The 16724-nt window shown below is 67.5% G+C and carries 13 protein-coding genes and 2 pseudogenes; 6 read left to right on the forward strand and 9 right to left on the reverse strand.

The window, feature by feature from the left end:
• Nucleotides 1-113 precede the first annotated feature (113 nt).
• The 7 genes from guaA to E3T54_RS10195 form a co-directional block, all read right to left on the reverse strand.
• Nucleotides 114-1697, reverse strand: a complete 1584-nt coding sequence (gene guaA, locus E3T54_RS10165; protein WP_134475576.1) for a glutamine-hydrolyzing GMP synthase — start codon at nucleotides 1695-1697, stop codon at nucleotides 114-116.
• Nucleotides 1694-2131 (reverse strand): DUF3817 domain-containing protein, encoded by a 438-nt coding sequence (locus tag E3T54_RS10170; RefSeq protein ID WP_092322294.1) that lies wholly within the window; start codon nucleotides 2129-2131, stop codon nucleotides 1694-1696. The genes guaA and E3T54_RS10170 overlap by 4 nt, the downstream gene beginning before the upstream one ends.
• Before the next feature lie 10 nt (nucleotides 2132-2141).
• Complete coding sequence (locus E3T54_RS10175; protein ID WP_241977166.1) at nucleotides 2142-2903, reverse strand: SURF1 family protein; 762 nt, start codon at nucleotides 2901-2903, stop codon at nucleotides 2142-2144.
• A 5-nt stretch (nucleotides 2904-2908) separates the two neighbouring features.
• Nucleotides 2909-4348: a cation:proton antiporter gene (locus E3T54_RS10180; RefSeq protein WP_134475577.1), complete on the reverse strand. Its 1440-nt coding sequence runs from the start codon at nucleotides 4346-4348 to the stop codon at nucleotides 2909-2911.
• A gap of 3 nt (nucleotides 4349-4351) precedes the next feature.
• Nucleotides 4352-4879, reverse strand: coding sequence for a cation:proton antiporter regulatory subunit (locus tag E3T54_RS10185; RefSeq protein ID WP_092322297.1), 528 nt, complete (start codon nucleotides 4877-4879; stop codon nucleotides 4352-4354).
• A gap of 74 nt (nucleotides 4880-4953) precedes the next feature.
• Nucleotides 4954-6681, reverse strand: a complete 1728-nt coding sequence (locus E3T54_RS10190) for a glycerol-3-phosphate dehydrogenase/oxidase (RefSeq protein WP_174844413.1) — start codon at nucleotides 6679-6681, stop codon at nucleotides 4954-4956.
• Nucleotides 6682-6722: 41 nt separating this feature from the next.
• Complete coding sequence (locus E3T54_RS10195; RefSeq protein WP_092322298.1) at nucleotides 6723-7841, reverse strand: GuaB3 family IMP dehydrogenase-related protein; 1119 nt, start codon at nucleotides 7839-7841, stop codon at nucleotides 6723-6725.
• A gap of 117 nt (nucleotides 7842-7958) precedes the next feature.
• Here E3T54_RS10195 and E3T54_RS10200 point away from each other — a divergent pair, with 117 nt between their 5' ends.
• Nucleotides 7959-9146 (forward strand): MalY/PatB family protein, encoded by a 1188-nt coding sequence (locus E3T54_RS10200; RefSeq protein WP_134475578.1) that lies wholly within the window; start codon nucleotides 7959-7961, stop codon nucleotides 9144-9146.
• Nucleotides 9147-9184: 38 nt separating this feature from the next.
• Here E3T54_RS10200 and guaB read toward each other — a convergent pair whose 3' ends face one another.
• On the reverse strand, nucleotides 9185-10687 hold the full coding sequence (gene guaB, locus E3T54_RS10205; RefSeq protein ID WP_134475579.1) for an IMP dehydrogenase: 1503 nt from the start codon (nucleotides 10685-10687) through the stop codon (nucleotides 9185-9187).
• Nucleotides 10688-10772: 85 nt separating this feature from the next.
• Here guaB and E3T54_RS10210 point away from each other — a divergent pair.
• The 5 genes and pseudogenes from E3T54_RS10210 to E3T54_RS10230 form a co-directional block, all read left to right on the forward strand.
• Nucleotides 10773-10982 (forward strand): annotated as a pseudogene (locus tag E3T54_RS10210) (integrase core domain-containing protein); the annotation flags it as partial.
• Nucleotides 10983-11634: 652 nt separating this feature from the next.
• Nucleotides 11635-12900 carry a branched-chain amino acid ABC transporter permease gene (locus tag E3T54_RS10215; protein ID WP_092322303.1) on the forward strand — a complete coding sequence of 422 codons (1266 nt, stop codon included), beginning with the start codon at nucleotides 11635-11637 and terminating at the stop codon, nucleotides 12898-12900.
• A 14-nt stretch (nucleotides 12901-12914) separates the two neighbouring features.
• Nucleotides 12915-13895: a branched-chain amino acid ABC transporter permease gene (locus E3T54_RS10220; protein WP_092322467.1), complete on the forward strand. Its 981-nt coding sequence runs from the start codon at nucleotides 12915-12917 to the stop codon at nucleotides 13893-13895.
• Nucleotides 13885-14796 (forward strand): ABC transporter ATP-binding protein, encoded by a 912-nt coding sequence (locus tag E3T54_RS10225; protein ID WP_092322304.1) that lies wholly within the window; start codon nucleotides 13885-13887, stop codon nucleotides 14794-14796. The genes E3T54_RS10220 and E3T54_RS10225 overlap by 11 nt, the downstream gene beginning before the upstream one ends.
• Nucleotides 14783-15553, forward strand: coding sequence for an ABC transporter ATP-binding protein (locus E3T54_RS10230; protein ID WP_092322306.1), 771 nt, complete (start codon nucleotides 14783-14785; stop codon nucleotides 15551-15553). The genes E3T54_RS10225 and E3T54_RS10230 overlap by 14 nt, the downstream gene beginning before the upstream one ends.
• A gap of 658 nt (nucleotides 15554-16211) precedes the next feature.
• Here E3T54_RS10230 and E3T54_RS10235 read toward each other — a convergent pair.
• A pseudogene (locus tag E3T54_RS10235) lies at nucleotides 16212-16724 on the reverse strand (amino acid ABC transporter substrate-binding protein); the annotation flags it as partial.

Below are 16724 nucleotides of genomic sequence, written 5' to 3' on the forward strand. Positions count from 1 at the left end.
ATGAGGGCCTCCGTGGCATCGGCTTGAGTGTGGTAACCCAATCGATACCGGAGGTCCTCACCTTTTTAGCTCACGCCACGCACACAACCTCCGTGGGAACAACACCTAGGGGGCTACTCCCACTCGATGGTGCCCGGCGGCTTCGACGTGACGTCGAGCACGACCCGGTTGACGCCCTCGACCTCGTTCGTGATCCGGTTGGAGATCTTCGCCAGCAGGTCGTAGGGCAGGCGGGTCCAGTCGGCCGTCATCGCGTCCTCGGACGACACCGGACGCAGCACGATCGGGTGGCCGTAGGTACGGCCGTCGCCCTGCACTCCGACCGACCTCACGTCGGCCAGCAGCACAACCGGGCACTGCCAGATCTCGCGGTCGAGCCCGGCGGCGGTGAGCTCGGCGCGCACGATCGCATCCGCCTTGCGCAGCAGGTCGAGGCGGTCCTGGGTGATCGAACCGACGATCCGGATGCCGAGGCCCGGTCCCGGGAACGGCTGGCGTTGCACGATCTCGGCCGGCAGCCCGAGCTCGGCGCCGATGGCGCGGACCTCGTCCTTGAACAGGGCGCGGAGCGGCTCGATCAGCTCGAACTGGAGGTCGTCGGGCAGCCCGCCGACGTTGTGGTGGCTCTTGATGCTCGCCGTGCCGCTTCCCCCGCCGGACTCGACGACGTCCGGGTACAGGGTGCCCTGCACCAGGAAGCGGATCGGGTCGCCGTCTTCCGCGGCGGCCTCCCGGATCAGCTCGGCCTGGGCCTGCTCGAAGGTGCGGATGAACTCGCGGCCGATGATCTTGCGCTTCGTCTCCGGGTCGCTGACCCCCTCGAGCGCGGTCAGGAACTGCTCCCGCACGTCGACCGTGACCAGGCGCACGCCGGTTGCCGCGACGAAGTCTTCCTCGACCTGGCGGCGCTCGTCCTCGCGGAGCAGGCCGTGGTCGACGAAGACGCAGACGAGCTGGTCGCCGATGGCCTTGTGCACGAGCGCGGCGGCCACGGCGGAGTCGACTCCGCCGGACAGCCCGCAGATGACCTTGCCGCTTCCGACCTGGGCCTGGATCAGCGCGACCTGCTCGGCGATGACGTTGCCGCTGTTCCAGTCGGCTGCGATGCCGGCGGCGCGGTGCAGGAAGTTCTCCAGCACGTGCTGGCCGTGCTCGGAGTGCTTGACCTCGGGGTGCCACTGCACGCCGTACAACCGGCGCTCGTCGTTGGCGAACGCGGCGACCGGCGTCGAGCTCGTCGACGCGAGCACGGTGAAGCCCTCCGGCGCCTTCGACACCGAGTCGCCGTGGCTCATCCACACGGTCTGCTCAGCGGGCTGGTCGGCGAGGAGGGCGTTGGCCTCCGGCCGGGCGGTGACCGGCGTGGAGCCGTATTCGCGGGCGCCGGTGTGGGCGACCTCGCCGCCGAGCGCGGTGGCCATCACCTGGAAGCCGTAGCAAATGCCGAGCATCGGCACGCCCAGGTCGAAGATGGCGGCGTCGAACGCGGGAGCGCCCTCTGCGTACACGCTGGACGGCCCGCCGCTCAGCACGATGCCGAGCGGGTTCAACGCCTTGACCTCGGCCGCGGTAATGGTGTGCGGCACGATCTCCGAGTAGACGGATGCCTCACGCACGCGCCGGGCTATCAGCTGCGCGTACTGCGCGCCGAAGTCGACGACAAGAACGGGACGGTGGGGTGCGGGCTGGTCGCTCACGGGCGTGCCTCCAGGGTGGCAGCGGATGCTTCCCGGTCAGCGAGGAAGGCCTCGACTTCCCGGGCCACCCTCACCTCCAGGAAGAAGGACAGGGTGGGGATGATTCCGCCGAGCGCGATCAGCAGGAACCGGGTGAACGGCCAGCGCATCATGCTCCAGAGCTGGAAGTCGCTGAACAGGTAGAGCACGTAGAACCAGCCGTGCACGATCAGGATGCCGGTGCTCAGGTTCACGCCGGTGAGCGTGCCGGTCGGGGAGAAGGCGAGGAAGCCGTTCGGACCGCCGAGTTCGAGTTCGTGGCCGAAGGCGTACTTCACGAGCATCTCGGCACAGAGGAGCAGCAGAAAGACTCCGGTGATGACCGAGGAAATCTTGTAGAGCCGGAGAGCACCGGGGATCCTGGGAATGTCGGCGGGCTTCGGTTCGAGTGACATGGGCCTAATTCTACGTGGCCGCCGCAGCGGCCTCGGCCTCGTCCCGTTCCCGCTCCCAGGCGTCCCGCACCAGCCGGTACCAGAGGAAGACCGCGAAGCCGGCGAAGACTGCCCACTCGAGCGCGTAGAAGATGTTGAGCCAGTTCAGCTCGACGTCGTCGCCGGGGACCGGGGAGTCGATCACGGTAAGGCCGTCGGCCGCGTCGGTGTCGACGAGGTATCCGGAGTACACGGGCTGCTCGGTGTACTCCGCCCAGAGGTTGAGCAGGGCGGCGGGCGACACCGTGGTCATCGTGTGCGGGTCCCGGCCGTCGCCCGGCACCTCGGGGGCTTCGGCCGGCACGAACCGGCCGGTGATCGTGGCCGCCTGGCCGGGGGCATCCGTCGCCAGCGCCGCCATCACCGCGCGGGCGTCGTCCTCGTCCGCGGCCCAGCCGCGGGCGACGGGGATGCTCGCCGAATCGGTGTCGGTCACGAAATGGCCGACCACCCAGAACCCGGAGGTTCCGCCGTTGAAGCGGTCACTGACCAGCTGGTCGTCGCCGGGCACGAAGGCGCCGCTCGCGCGCACCATCTGGCCGGTCGCCTTCGTCGGCGCCGCGCCGCCGGGCTGGACGACGTCCGCCAGCGGCAGCACCGTCTCGGTGGTGCGCTGCACAACCTCGCCGGAGTCGATCGCCCGCTCCAGCTGCCACTGGCCGAGGATCGCGAAGGCCGCCGCGACCCCGAGGGCCAGCAGCAGCGCCAGTACCCAGCGGGGACGCAGCATCATCCTGATCACGTGTAGTCGCCCGGCCGTTCGCGTGTGTCCGGCTTCTGCTCGGTGTCCTCCGGAAAGCGATCGGCAATGAAGTCGGCCATCGAATCCGCGACCCGTTCGGATGGCTTGTCGGGCGCGTCATCCGGGCCGGTGACGTGTTCGACGACTCGTTTGACCGCACGCTGCGTGCCGTGGTCGGATCCGGAGCCGATCTCGGCCGTGGCCGCCTCGACGAGTGCGATCTCCTCGGCGAGCAGCGGATCCCGAGGCACCTTGCGCCGGGCGGGCTGCGGCCGCGCGCGGCGCAGAGCAGCGCCCAGCCGCTCGGACCTCGCAGCGGACAGGGGACCGAGGACCGCCATGATCAGGACGTACAGGCCGGCGAACGGCCGGAGCCGCTCGTCGAGGCCGGCGCCGACCGAGAGGGTCGCGAGGATGAGGGTGAACTCGCCGCGGTTCACGAACACCGCTGCGGCGTTCAGGCCCTCGGGCAGTCCCATCGAGTGCAGCCGAGCCAGCAGCATCCCGGATGCGAGGCTGAGCACGAAGGTCATCGCCACGGCGATCGCAACGAGGCTGGCAACGGAGCCGAACTCGGCGATGTTGAGCGCGAGGCCGAAGTTGAGGAAGAAGAAGGCCGCGAAGACGTCGCGCAGCGGCACGGCGACCCGCTCGATCTTTGCCCGGTAGGTGCTGGCGCCGAGGACGACGCCGATGAGGAAGGCGCCGATCGCGTCGGTCACACCGACGATCTCGCCGATACCGGCAAACAGCACGACGAGGCCGAAGAAGAGAATGGTGAAGAGTTCGTCGTCCTTCGTGCGCATGAGCCGCGAGACGACCCTGCCGCCCCAGCGCGCGAGCGAGAACATGACGACCAGGAACAGGAAGGCGATGCTCAGCTGCAGCACGATCGGCCAGACCTCGGTCTTGCCGCTGAGCACGACGGACACGATGGCGAGGTAGACCGCGATGAAGATGTCGGTCACGACGGTCACGCCGAGGATCATCGGCGTTTCCTTGTTGGCCAGGCGCCGGAGTTCGATCAGCAGCTTGGTGATGATCGCGCTGGAACAGGTTCCGGTCATCCCGGCAATGACCAGGGCCTCACGCGTTCCCCAGCCGACCATCATGCCGAAGACGAAGCCGAGGCCCATGTTGATCAGCACGTACGAGCCGCCGGAGATCAGCAGCTTGCCCGCGTTGCCGATGAACTCGTCCTGGTCGATTTCGAGGCCGAGGCTGAACAGCAGCAGGATGAGCCCGAACACCGCGATCAGCTCGATGTCGGCGGCCTGGAAGTTGAGCGGGAACCACCCGGTGTGCGGGCTCGCCAGCAGGCCGATGATCATGTATATCGGGATCGTCGGGAGCCCGATCAGCTTGCCGAGGCGCCCCAGGATGTACGCACCGACGAGAAGCACGCCGAGAATGAGGAGGTCTTCGCCGATATGCATCGGTTAGCCTCCGGGCGGCGAATCAACGGACTTGGCCTTGACCTCACCGGTACGGAAGAAGGTGAAGGCCTTGACGACCTTCTCGGGCGAGCCCGCGACGACGAGCGTGTCGCCGGGGAAGACCTTGAAGTCGGGCGCGGGCGCGGGATTGGCCGACTCGCCGCGGACCACGGCGACGACGGTGAGGCCGGCGATTCCCCGCTCGGCCGGGTTGCCAAGCGGCTGGCCGGCGATGTGGTCCTCGTAGTCGACGGTGAACCAGTCGATGCTCAGGCCCGGGATCTGGTCGAGCGCCGTGAGCGACTCGGTGATCTGGGTGCCGCCGAGCAACTCGGCCAGGGTGTGCGCCTCGTCCTCGCTGAGGCGCAGCGACACCTTGCTGGCGTCCGGGCCGCCCTCGTCATCCGCGAAGGTGATCAGGTCGCTGTGGCCGGAGCGGTGGGCGATGACGCCGACTTTGCCGCCGTCATCCGTGATGAAGGTGTGCAGTACCCCCACACCGGGGAGTTTGACACGCCGAACGTCAACCATGAATGACTCCTAGGTTTGGGGGCTGTTCGTCCATTCTACCGGGCGCCCGCGCGGCCCCCGACGGCGTCGGCGCGCTACCGGGACGCGACGATGTCGGGCGCTTCGAGCCGCACCCGGTCGGCGGATTCGTCGTCGGGCTGCTGCTGGCTCGATCGCTCCGCGGCGACGCGATTGAGGTAGAACGCCACCTCGCGTTCCTCGCGCTCGCTGTCCCAGCCGAGCACCCCGGCCATCAGCCGGGCCGCGACGGGCGCCGCGGACACGCCGCGGTCCCAGGCCTCGATCGAAATCCGGGTGCGGCGGGCGAGCACATCCTCGAGGTGCAGGGCGCCTTCATGGGAGGCCGCGTAGACCACCTCGGCCTCGATGTAGTCGTCGGCCCCTGGCAGGGGGTCTGCCAGCGACGGCGTCTCCCTGATCAGGTCGAGCAGTTCGTCGGTCAGGGTGCCGTAGCGGTTCAGGAGGTGCTCCACCCGCACGGTGTGCAGGCCGAAGGCACGGGCGATCTTGCCGCGCTTGTTCCACGCCGCCTGGTAGCCCTCGGCGCCGAGCAGCGGGATGTTCTTCGTCGTCGACTCGGGGATCCTGCCGTCGAGCGCGTCGACGGCGGCATCGATGGCGTCCTTGGCCATCACCCGGTACGTCGTCCACTTGCCGCCGGCGATCACGACCAGGCCGGGCACGGAGTGGCCGACCAGGTGAGTGCGGGCGAGCTTGGAGGTCTGTTCGGACTCACCCGCCAGCAACGGGCGGAGGCCGGCGTAGACTCCCTCGACGTCTTCGCGGGTCAGCGGCACGGTGAGCACCGCGTTGACGTGTTCGAGGAGGTAGTCGATGTCGGCTGCGGTCGCGGCGGGGTGCGCCTTGTCCAGCTGCCAGTCCGTGTCGGTGGTCCCGATCAGCCAGTGCCGGCCCCACGGAATCACGAACAGCACGCTCTTCTCGGCGCGCAGCAGCAGCCCCATCGCCGACTGGAACCGGTCCCGGGGCACGACGAGGTGAACGCCCTTCGAGGCGCGCACCTTGAAGGTGCCGCGTTCGCCGACCATCCGCTGGGTGTCGTCGGTCCAGACCCCGGTGGCGTTCACGACCTGCTTGGCGCGCACGTCAAACCGTTCGCCGGTCTCGAGGTCGTGCGCATGCACGCCGACGACGCGTTCGCCGACCTTGATGAAGCCCTCGACCCGCACCCGGCTGAGCGCGTGGGCGCCGTAGAACGAGGCCGTGCGCACGAGCGACGCCGTGTACAGGGCGTCATCGACCTGGGCGTCGTAGTAGGTGATGCCGCCGACCAGGGCGCCGTGGGCCAGGCTCGGCACGAGCTTCTGCACCTGGCGCCGGCTGAGGTGGCGGTGGTGGGGCACGCCCGGGCGCCCGCCCAGGTAGGAGAGGGTGTCGTAGAGCAGCATGCCGGCGCCGACGTAGGCGCGTTCGATGACCCGGGTCTTCAGCGGGTAGAGGAACCTGACCGGCTTCACCAGGTGCGGCGCGAGCCGCTTGAGCAGCAGGCCGCGCTCGGTGAGCGCTTCGCGCACCAGCTGGAAGTCGAGTTGTTCCAGGTAGCGGATGCCCCCGTGCACCAGCTTGGACGAGCGGCTCGAGGTGCCCGAGGCCCAGTCGCGCGCCTCGAGGATGCCGACGCTGAGGCCGCGGGTGACGGCATCCGTGGCGCAGCCGGCGCCGACGATACCGCCGCCGACGACGAGGATGTCGAGTTCCTTCGTCTTCACTCGGGCCAGGGCCGCCTCGCGTTCCTCCGGCCCGAGTTTGGTGGACCGTGTCACCTTGCTGCGCTGGTTCATCTGCTGCGTCCCCTCCTGCCGAATTGCCGGTGTGCTCGAAGCTACTTCACGCGGTACGGTGCGACAACCACCTCGACCCGCTGGAATTCCTTCAGGTCGGAGTACCCGGTGGTGGCCATCGAACGGCGCAGGGCCCCGACCAGGTTGGCCGTTCCGTCCGCGACCGGGGCCGGGCCGTAGAGGATTTCCTCGAGCGGGGCGACCGTGCCCACCTCGACCCGCTTGCCGCGCGGCAGCTGGGCGTGGTGGGATTCGGCGCCCCAGTGGAACCCGCCGCCGGGGGCGTCGGACGCCCGGGCCAGGGCCGTGCCGAGCATGACGGCGTCGGCGCCGCAGGCGATCGCCTTGACGATGTCGCCGGAGGTGCTGAGTCCGCCGTCGGCGATGACGTGCACGTAGCGGCCGCCGGACTCGTCCATGTAGTCCCGGCGTGCGCCGGCGACATCCGCCACGGCCGTGGCCATGGGCGCGTGGATGCCCAGGGAGGCCCGCGTGGTCGACGCTGCGCCGCCGCCGAAGCCGACCAGCACGCCGGCCGCGCCGGTGCGCATGAGGTGCAGGGCCGCGGTGTAGGTCGCCGCGCCGCCCACGATCACGGGCACGTCGAGCTCGTAGATGAACTTCTTGAGGTTGAGCGGTTCCTGGTTCTGCGAGACGTGCTCGGCGGAGACCGTGGTGCCGCGGATGACGAAGAGGTCGACGCCGGCGGCGACGACGGTTTCGTAGAGTTCCTGCGTGCGCTGCGGGGAGAGCGCACCGGCCACGGTGACCCCGGCGGCGCGGATCTCGGCGAGGCGCTCGGTGACCAGTTCGGGCTTGATCGGCTGGGAGTAGATCTCCTGCATCCGCGCGGTGGCCTTGTCGTCCGGCAGGCTGCGGATCTCGGCGAGCAGCGGCTCGGGGTTCTCGTACCGGGTCCACAACCCCTCGAGGTCGAGCACGCCGACGCCGCCGAGCTGGCCCATCATGATCGCCGTCGTCGGCGAGACGACGGAGTCCATCGGCGCGGCGAGGAACGGGGTGTCGAACTTGTAGGCGTCGATCGACCAAGTGACCGACACGTCCTCCGGGTCCCGCGTGCGCCGACTGGGCACGATCGCGATGTCGTCGAAGGCGTACACGCGGCGAGCGCGCTTGGACCGGCCGATTTCAATTTCCATACTCACCCGCCCAGTTTAGGTGCAGGCGGGGCGAAGCGCCGGGTTGCGTGACCCGGCGCTCGTCGGGGCCGCTGCCGAACCCTCGACCGCAGGCGGCCGAGGGTGCATCCTGATCACATGGATGTCACCGCCGATCCCCTGTCCCTGCTGCGCACCCGCACGAGCATGAAATGGCGCAGCTACCCGGACGACGTCCTGCCCCTCTTCGTCGCCGAGCTGGACTTCCCCCTGGCCGAGCCGATCGGCGAGGCGCTGATCGCGGCCGTGCGGCGCAGCGACACCGGCTACGTCGCCCCGGTGAACGAGCTCGGCGAGGCGTTCGCCGCCTTCGCCCGGCGGCGCTGGGGGTGGCGGGTCGACCCCGGCCAGGTGGCGAGCACGACCGATGTCAGCGTGGCGATCGTGGAGAGCATCCGCCGGGCCATCACGCCCGGCGACCAGGTCGTGATCAACACCCCCGTCTACCCGCCGTTCTTCGACCTTGTGCCTGAGGCCGGCGGTCGGGTTGTGGAGGTACCGCTCATCCACGGCCAGACCGGCTGGGCGATCGACCTCGATGGGCTCGAGGCCGCCTTCAGGGCGGGGGCGCGCGCCTTCCTGCTCTGCAATCCGCACAACCCGCTCGGGCACCCCCAGAGTGTCGAAGACCTGACCGCGGTCGCCGAGCTGGCCGCCCGCTACGACGTGAGCGTCATCAGCGACGAGGTGCACGCCCCGCTGACGCACTCGGACGGCACGTTCACGCCGTTCCTCTCCGTGTCTCCGGCCGCGGCGGAGCACGGCATCTGCGTCACGGCCGCCAGCAAGGCCTGGAACATCGCCGGCCTCAAGTGCGCGCTCATGGTCACCGGTTCCGAACGGATGCGAGCGCTCGTCGCCGGCATGCCGCAGGAGGTCAACTGGCGCACCGGCCAGTTCGGCCTGATCGCCAGCATTGCGGCCTACCGCGACGGGGAGCCCTGGCTGGACGGGGTCGTTGCCGCCCTCGAGGCCAACCGGGTCCTGCTCGCCGAACTGGTGGACGCCCAGCTGCCCGGCGCCGGCTACGACCAGCCGCGGGCGAGCTACCTCGCCTGGCTCGACCTGCGCTCCCTCGGCTGGGGCGATGACCCCTCGGTGATCGCGCTCGAACGGGCCCGGGTCGCGCTGCACCCCGGCCCGATGTTCGGCGCCCCGGGTCGCGGCTTCGCCCGGCTCAACTTCGGTTGCTCCCCCGAGGTACTCGCCGAGGCGATCTCCCGCCTCGCAAATGCCCTCGCCCACCCCCGCGAAACCGCAGTTGTGCGCGCTAAAAGTGCTTCTTAGCGCGCACAACTGCGGTTTCGCGGTGGGGGTGGGACGGATCAGCGGCGGTAGTTGGGCGCCTCGACCACGATCTGCACGTCGTGCGGGTGCGACTCCTTAAGCCCGGCGGCCGTGATGCGCACGAACTTGCCCTTCTGCTTGAGCTCATCGATGGTGCGCGCGCCGACATAGAACATCGACTGGCGCAGCCCGCCGATGAGCTGGTACGCCACCGCCGACACCGGCCCGCGGTACGGCACCTGGCCCTCGATGCCTTCGGGGATGAGCTTGTCGTCGGAGGGGACATCCGACTGGAAGTAGCGGTCCTTGGAATACGAGGTCTTCGTGCCCCTCGACTGCAGGGCGCCGAGCGAGCCCATGCCCCGGTAGGTCTTGAACTGCTTGCCGTTGACGAAGACCAGTTCCCCGGGGCTTTCGTCGCAGCCGGCCAGAAGCGAGCCGAGCATCACGGTGTCCGCTCCGGCCACGAGGGCCTTGGCGATGTCGCCGGAGTACTGGAGCCCGCCGTCGGCGATCACGGGGATGCCGGCCTCACGGGCGGCCAGTGACGCCTGGTAGACCGCGGTGATCTGCGGCACGCCGACGCCCGCGACGATGCGCGTGGTGCAGATGGAGCCCGGGCCGACGCCGACCTTGATCGCGTCGGCTCCCGCGTCGATGAGCGCCTGGGCGCCGGAGCGGGTCGCCACGTTGCCGCCGATCACGTCGACCGCGGCGAACGCCGGGTCGGACTTGAGCTTGCGGATGATCTCGAGCACGCCGGCGCTGTCGCCGTTGGCCGTGTCCACGACGAGCACGTCGACGCCCACCTCGAGCAGCGCGGTCGCCCGGCGCCAGGCGTCGCCGAAGAATCCGATGGCCGCGCCCACGCGCAGCCGGCCGGCCTCGTCCTTGGTGGCGTGCGGGTACTCCTCGGACTTGTCGAAGTCCTTGACCGTGATCAGGCCGGTGAGCTTGCCGCCGCCGTCGACGAGGGGCAGCTTCTCGATCTTGTGCCTGGCGAAGATGGCCACGGCGTCCTCGGGGCGCATGCCGACCTTGCCGGTGATCAGCGGCGACCTCGTCATCACCTCACGGACCAGGGTCGTGTGCTTCTGGGTTTCGGAGATGAAACGCATGTCCCGGTTGGTGATGATGCCCACCAGCACGCCGTCGGAGTCGACGACCGGCAGGCCGCTGATCCGGAACTGGCCGCAGAGCGCGTCAACCTCCGCGACGGTGGTGTCGGGCGAAGTTGTTACCGGATTGGTAATCATGCCGGATTCGCTGCGCTTGACCAGGTCGACCTGCTCGGCCTGGTCGCCGATGGAGAGGTTGCGGTGCAGCACGCCGAGCCCGCCCTGACGGGCCATCGCAACGGCCATCCGGGTCTCGGTGACGGTGTCCATCGCACTGGAGATGAGCGGGGTTGCGACGGAGATCCGGCGCGTCAGCCGGGACGTCGTCTCGGCCTCACTGGGAATGACGTCGGTGTGCCCCGGCAGGAGCAGCACGTCGTCGTAGGTGAGTCCGGTGAATCCGAACGGATCTGGCTGATCCATGAAACCCCTTTGCGTGTGGCGGAAGCGTGCGGAAGAAATGTCCGGGGATCAGCGGGACTGGACCGGTTCTTCAATGTTAAGCGANTGGGACAACAGCATGGCGGAATCGTTCTTCTCGATGCTCAAAACCGAGCGCGTCTACCGAACCGTTTACGCGACCAAATCACAAGCTCGAACCGACGTCATCCGCTACATCGAGGGGTTCTACAACAGCCGACGCCGGCACTCCGCGCTCGGTTACAGGCGGCCTAACGAAGTCCACTATGGTTATCAACAGCCAGCCCTGGCAGCGTAGAAGAATCCACTAATTCCGCTGTCCGAAATCCCCGCGGCAGCTCAGATGTGTCTTTCTGTGAGGAACTTTGATCGGTTCTCACTGACCATCGCACGATGGTTTCTTACGTTGTTAATCCAACGCCCCAAGACCGGGAACTACACAGAGATACTGGAGGTGGCTCACTGAGGCGGCCAAACAGCTCAACGTCCCCTACCAACGCCTACGCCGACTCGAGATAGGACAACGCGCTGACACCGACCTAGAAACCGCCTTCAACACATGGCTCGACGATAAAACTCGACAAACCCAATCCGGCACAAAAGTCGCTTGACAGCAATAGGAGCATCCACTCAGCGGGACGTGACCAATCCGAACGGATCTGGCTGATCCATGAAACCCCTTTGCGTGTGGCGGAAGCGTGCGGAAGAAATGTCCGGGGATCAGCGGGACTGGACCGGTTCTTCAATGTTAAGCGAGAATGCGGCCCCGGCATTCCGCGGCCCCAATCCACGGCGACGCGGGCCGCGAAACAAATACGACATAATCTCTAAGTACTGTCAACAACGTTGTTGACAGGAGAAACCCGAGGTCCGCTCGGCCACAAGCCGGGCCGGCGCCACATGGAGGTGCAGTGAATTCCACTGGTATAGCCCACAGATTCTCACCCCGGATGTTGGTGGTCTTCTTCGGTGTGCTGCTTGCGGCCCTGACGCTGTCGACCCTCGCCATCAGTCCGGCGCATGCGGATGAGATCAACACCGACAAGTACGACTACGTGCTCACCGGTAACGCGCAGTTCGACGGCGAACCGCTCGACGGCGTGCTCATCACCGTGACGGGCGGCGGCTACGAAGCCGAGGTCAAGACCGGCGTCGACGGCAAGTGGAAGATCGGGGTCCCGGAGAAGGGCACCTACAAGGTCATCCTCGACGAGGAGACGCTCCCCGAGGGTGTCGTCGTGACCAAGGGCGGCGCGGAACTCACGGCCGAATTCGGCCTCACCAAGGTGAAATCGGTGAACTTCTTCCTCGGTGAGGGCGTCCGGACCACGGTGCCGTTCTTCGACCAGTTCCTCAGCCAGTTCGTCAACGGCCTGAACTTCGGCCTGCTGCTCGCGCTCGCCGCCATCGGCCTGTCACTGATCTTCGGCACGACCGGGCTGAGCAACTTCGCCCACTCGGAGATGATCACCTTCGGCGCCCTGATGACCCTCGCGTTCTCGGGGCTGGGCCTGCCGATCTGGCTCGCCATCATCCTCGCCATCGTGCTCAGCGGCGCGCTCGGCTGGGGCCTCGACGCGACGATCTGGAAACCCCTCCGCCGCAAGGGGGTGGGGCTCGTCCAGCTGATGATCGTGAGCATCGGCCTGTCCCTGGCGATGCGCTACACCTACCAGTACTTCATCGGCGGCTCCACGAGCCAGCTCCCCGGCGCCGGCCAGGCCGACCTGAAGTTCGGTGCGGTCCGCATCTCGCCGATCGACCTCGCCAGCATGGGGATCAGCATCGTCGTGCTCCTGGCCGTCTCGTACTTCCTGCTGCGCACCCGCCTCGGAAAGGCAACCCGAGCCGTCTCCGACAACCCCAGCCTCGCCTCGGCGAGCGGCATCGACGTCGACGGCGTCATCCGGATCGTCTGGATCGTCGGCGGTGCGCTCGCCGGTCTGAGCGGCGTGCTCTGGGCGTACTTCCGCCCCGGCGTCAGCTGGGACATGGGCTTCCAGATCCTGCTGCTCGTCTTCGCCGCCGTCACCCTGGGTGGCCTCGGCACCGCGTTCGGAGCGTTGATCGGTTCGATCATCGTCGGCTTGTTCGTTGAGCTCTCCACGCTGTGGATCCCGTCCGACATGAAGTACGTCGGCGCACTTGTCGTGTTGATCCTGGTGCTGCTGCTTCGGCCGCAAGGCATCCTGGGTCGCAAAGAGAGAATTGGCTAGAAGGGCATCCGATGATCGACTGGGGAGCAATCTTTAGCAACGCAGCCGTCGAGCTGATCAGCCCGACCACCGCTGCATACGCCCTCGCCGCGCTGGGCCTTGCGGTCCACTTCGGCTACACCGGCCTCCTGAACTTCGGGCAGGCCGGGTTCATGGCCCTCGGCGCGTACGGCTACGCGATCTCGATCCTGACCTTCGGCTTCCCCGTCTGGGGCGCCGTGCTGGTCGGAATCGGCGCATCCGTCGTCTTCGCCCTGATCCTCGGTATCCCGACGCTGCGACTGCGGGCGGACTACCTGGCCATCGTGACGATCGCGGCGGCCGAGATCGTGCGGCTGCTGTTCACGACGAACAGTTTCGCCTCGGTCACCGGCTCGGCCAACGGGCTGAGCGGCTACAAGCTCGGCTTCGCGGCCCTGAACCCGATCCCCGAAGGCACGTACGGCTTCGGGCCGTTCGAGAACAACGCCTACGACTGGTGGCTGCGCATCGTGGCCTGGTCGGTCGTGGTGCTTGTCGCCCTGTTCATCTGGCAGGTCATGCGGAGCCCGTGGGGCCGCGTGATCAAGGGCATCCGTGAAGACGAGGATGCCGTGCGTGCGCTCGGCAAGAACGTCTACGCCTACAAGATGCAGTCGCTCATTCTCGGTGGTGTCTTCGGAACCATGGCCGGAATGATCTTCGCCCTGCCCCGTGCGGTCGTGCCGTCGAACTACCAGACGTCGCTGACCTTCTTCATCTACGCGATCCTGCTGCTCGGCGGGGCCGCGACCATCCTGGGCCCGATCATCGGCTCGATGATCTTCTGGGTGCTGCTCTCCTTCTTCTCCGGGTTCATCGCCCGCGCGGTCGAGGCGGGCTGGCTGCCGTTCATGACGAACGTCCAGGCCGGGCAGTTGCGCTTCATCCTCGTCGGCGTCGCGATCATGCTCATCGTCATCTTCAGACCCCAGGGCATCTTCGGAAACAAGAAGGAGTTGGCCTTTGTCCACTAACACCGTCCCCAACGGCAAGCCCGTCAAGTCGACCGACCTCCACATCGGGGCCGCCGAACCCGGCTGCAAGAAGCGCGACCCGATCCTCGTCGCCGAGGGCGTCAGCCGCACCTTCGGCGGCCTCAAGGCGGTGGATGTCGACCACCTCGAGATCCCCCGCGGCGCCATCACCGCCCTGATCGGGCCGAACGGGGCCGGCAAGACCACCCTGTTCAACCTGCTCACCGGCTTCGACAAGCCGGACACCGGATCCTGGACCTTCGAGGGGAAGTCGCTGGCCGGCATGCCGGCCTACCGGGTCGCCCGGATGGGCCAGATCCGCACCTTCCAGCTGACGAAGGCGCTCAGCCTGCTCACCGTCATGGACAACATGAAACTCGGCGCCAAGGGCCAGATCGGGGAGAACCTGTTCCGGGCCCTGCTGCCGTTCCTCTGGCGCAAGCAGGAGGAGGAGAACGAGGCCAAGGCCCTCGATCTCCTTGCCCGGTTCAAGCTCGACGAGAAGAAGGACGACTACGCGGCCAGCCTCTCCGGCGGGCAGCGCAAGCTCCTCGAGATGGCGCGGGCCCTGATGAGCGACCCGACCCTGGTCATGCTCGATGAGCCCATGGCCGGCGTGAACCCGGCGCTGACCCAGTCGCTGCTCGACCACATCCTCAACCTCAAGGCGGAGGGCATGACCGTGCTCTTCGTCGAGCACGACATGCAGATGGTGCGCCACATCGCCGACTGGGTCGTGGTCATGGCCGAAGGCCGCGTCGTCGCAGAAGGCGACCCGCACGAGGTCATGAAGAACCAGGCCGTGATCGACGCGTATCTCGGCCAGCACCACGATGAAGACCTCGGCGCTGACACGGAGCACGTGGAAGCCATTAAGGAGCTGCTCGATGACAAACTCTAGCCCGATGTCCGCACCGGCGCAGACCGAGACCAGGGCCGCGGTCGTCGAGGTCAGGAACGTGACGGCCGGGTACGTGCCCGGTGTGAACATCCTGAACTCGTGCTCGCTCACCGCCTACGAGGGCGAACTTATCGGCATTATCGGCCCGAACGGCGCCGGCAAGTCGACGCTGCTGAAGTCCATCTTCGGCCAGGTCAAGGTACGTGAGGGCGAGGTCATGCTGCGCGGTGAGAACATCACCAACCTCAAGGCGAACAAACTCGTCTCCAAGGGCGTCGGCTTCGTTCCGCAGACGAACAACGTGTTCCCGACGCTCTCCATCCTGGAGAACCTCGAGATGGGCATGTTCCAGAAGCCCAAGGGGCTCGCGGAACGGCTTGAGTTCGTGACGGAGATCTTCCCGGAGCTGAAGAAGCGCCTGTCGCAGCGGGCCGGCTCGCTCTCCGGCGGCGAGCGGCAGATGGTCGCGATGTCGCGCGCACTGATGATGGGCCCGCACGTGATGCTCCTGGACGAGCCGTCCGCGGGGCTGTCGCCGGTGCGCCAGGATGAGGCGTTCCTGCGCGTGAAGGAGATCAACAAGGCCGGCGTGACCACGATCATGGTCGAGCAGAACGCCCGCCGCTGCCTGCAGATCTGCGACCGCGGCTACGTGCTCGACCAGGGCCGCGATGCCTACACCGGCACCGGACGCGAACTGCTGAACGACCCCAAGGTGATCGGCCTCTACCTCGGAACCCTCGGCCAGGACGAGTAGCACCACCCCGCGGCCGCCTGCGGCCGCTCTGAAGCGGCGTCCGGGATCCCCGGGCGCCGCTTCCGCGTGTCGCCCCGCGCGCGTCACCGCCCGCCGCGGCCGCCCGCCGCGAGAGTCGCCGATTGTGCCGAGAGTCGCCGCTGCACCGGCGACACTGGGCAGAAACGTCGAGTCTCGGCGCAATCTTCGCCGAGATTGACAGGTCCGGTCGAGTTGCCCGGCACGCCAGGGCAACTCGACCGGAACGGTCAAAGTCGGCGAGAAGGACGGGGCACACGGGGCACAGCGGGCGCGCAGGGCGAAGGGCGCGCGAAGGGCGCGAGGTGGCAGGCTGCCGAGGGGCCGGCTGCCGCCTTTCGCGACGCTCCGCGTCGCGCGCGCAACGCAAAAGGGCCCCGACCGGAGTCGGGGCCCTTCGTGCGTCAGTACTGCTAGTCAGTACTGCTCAGTCGGTGATTGCCAGGTCGGTGACCAGCAGGTCAGTGACTAGTTGATGCGCTTGTACGAGTTGTCAGCCTTGTACTCGTAGACACCGATGGTCGCCTCGGTCGGGTCGCCGTTCTCGTCGAACGTGACCGGGCCGGAGAAGCCGTCGTAGTTGACCTGCTTGCCGTCTGNCAGCCAGTGACCGATAGATCAGTGACCGGCAGGTCAGTGACTAGTTGATGCGCTTGTACGTGTTGTCAGCCTTGTACTCGTAGACACCGATGGTCGCCTCGGTCGGGTCGCCGTTCTCGTCGAACGTGACCGGGCCGGAGAAGCCGTCGTAGTTGACCTGCTTGCCGTCTGCGAGAGCCTTGGCGGCTGCCTTGAAGTCGGAGACCTTCTCGCCTTCACCCTCGCCACCGGAAACCTGGCGGAGGAAGTCAGCGATCTTGGCGCCCGAGACATCGTTGGCTGCGTAAGCGGCCAGGGCGATGAGCATGACGGAGTCGTAGGACTCAGCCGCGTAGCTGAAGTCCTTCAGCGTCGGGTCGACCTCGAGCAGGCGCTCGGTGAAGTCGCCGAGGGTTCCGACGTCGAGGCCGGGCAGTGTGCCCTTCGAGCCTGCGATGAGACCGGGGGCGAAGTCCTTGCTGTAGTCGGCGAGGTTTCCGTCAACCAGGTAGAGCTTGTCGCCCGGGTAGCCGGTTCCGACGAGCGCCGGGATGATGATCTTGGCCTGGTCGAA

Source organism: Cryobacterium sp. Sr8 (assembly GCF_004403225.1).
Taxonomy (GTDB): domain Bacteria; phylum Actinomycetota; class Actinomycetes; order Actinomycetales; family Microbacteriaceae; genus Cryobacterium; species Cryobacterium psychrotolerans.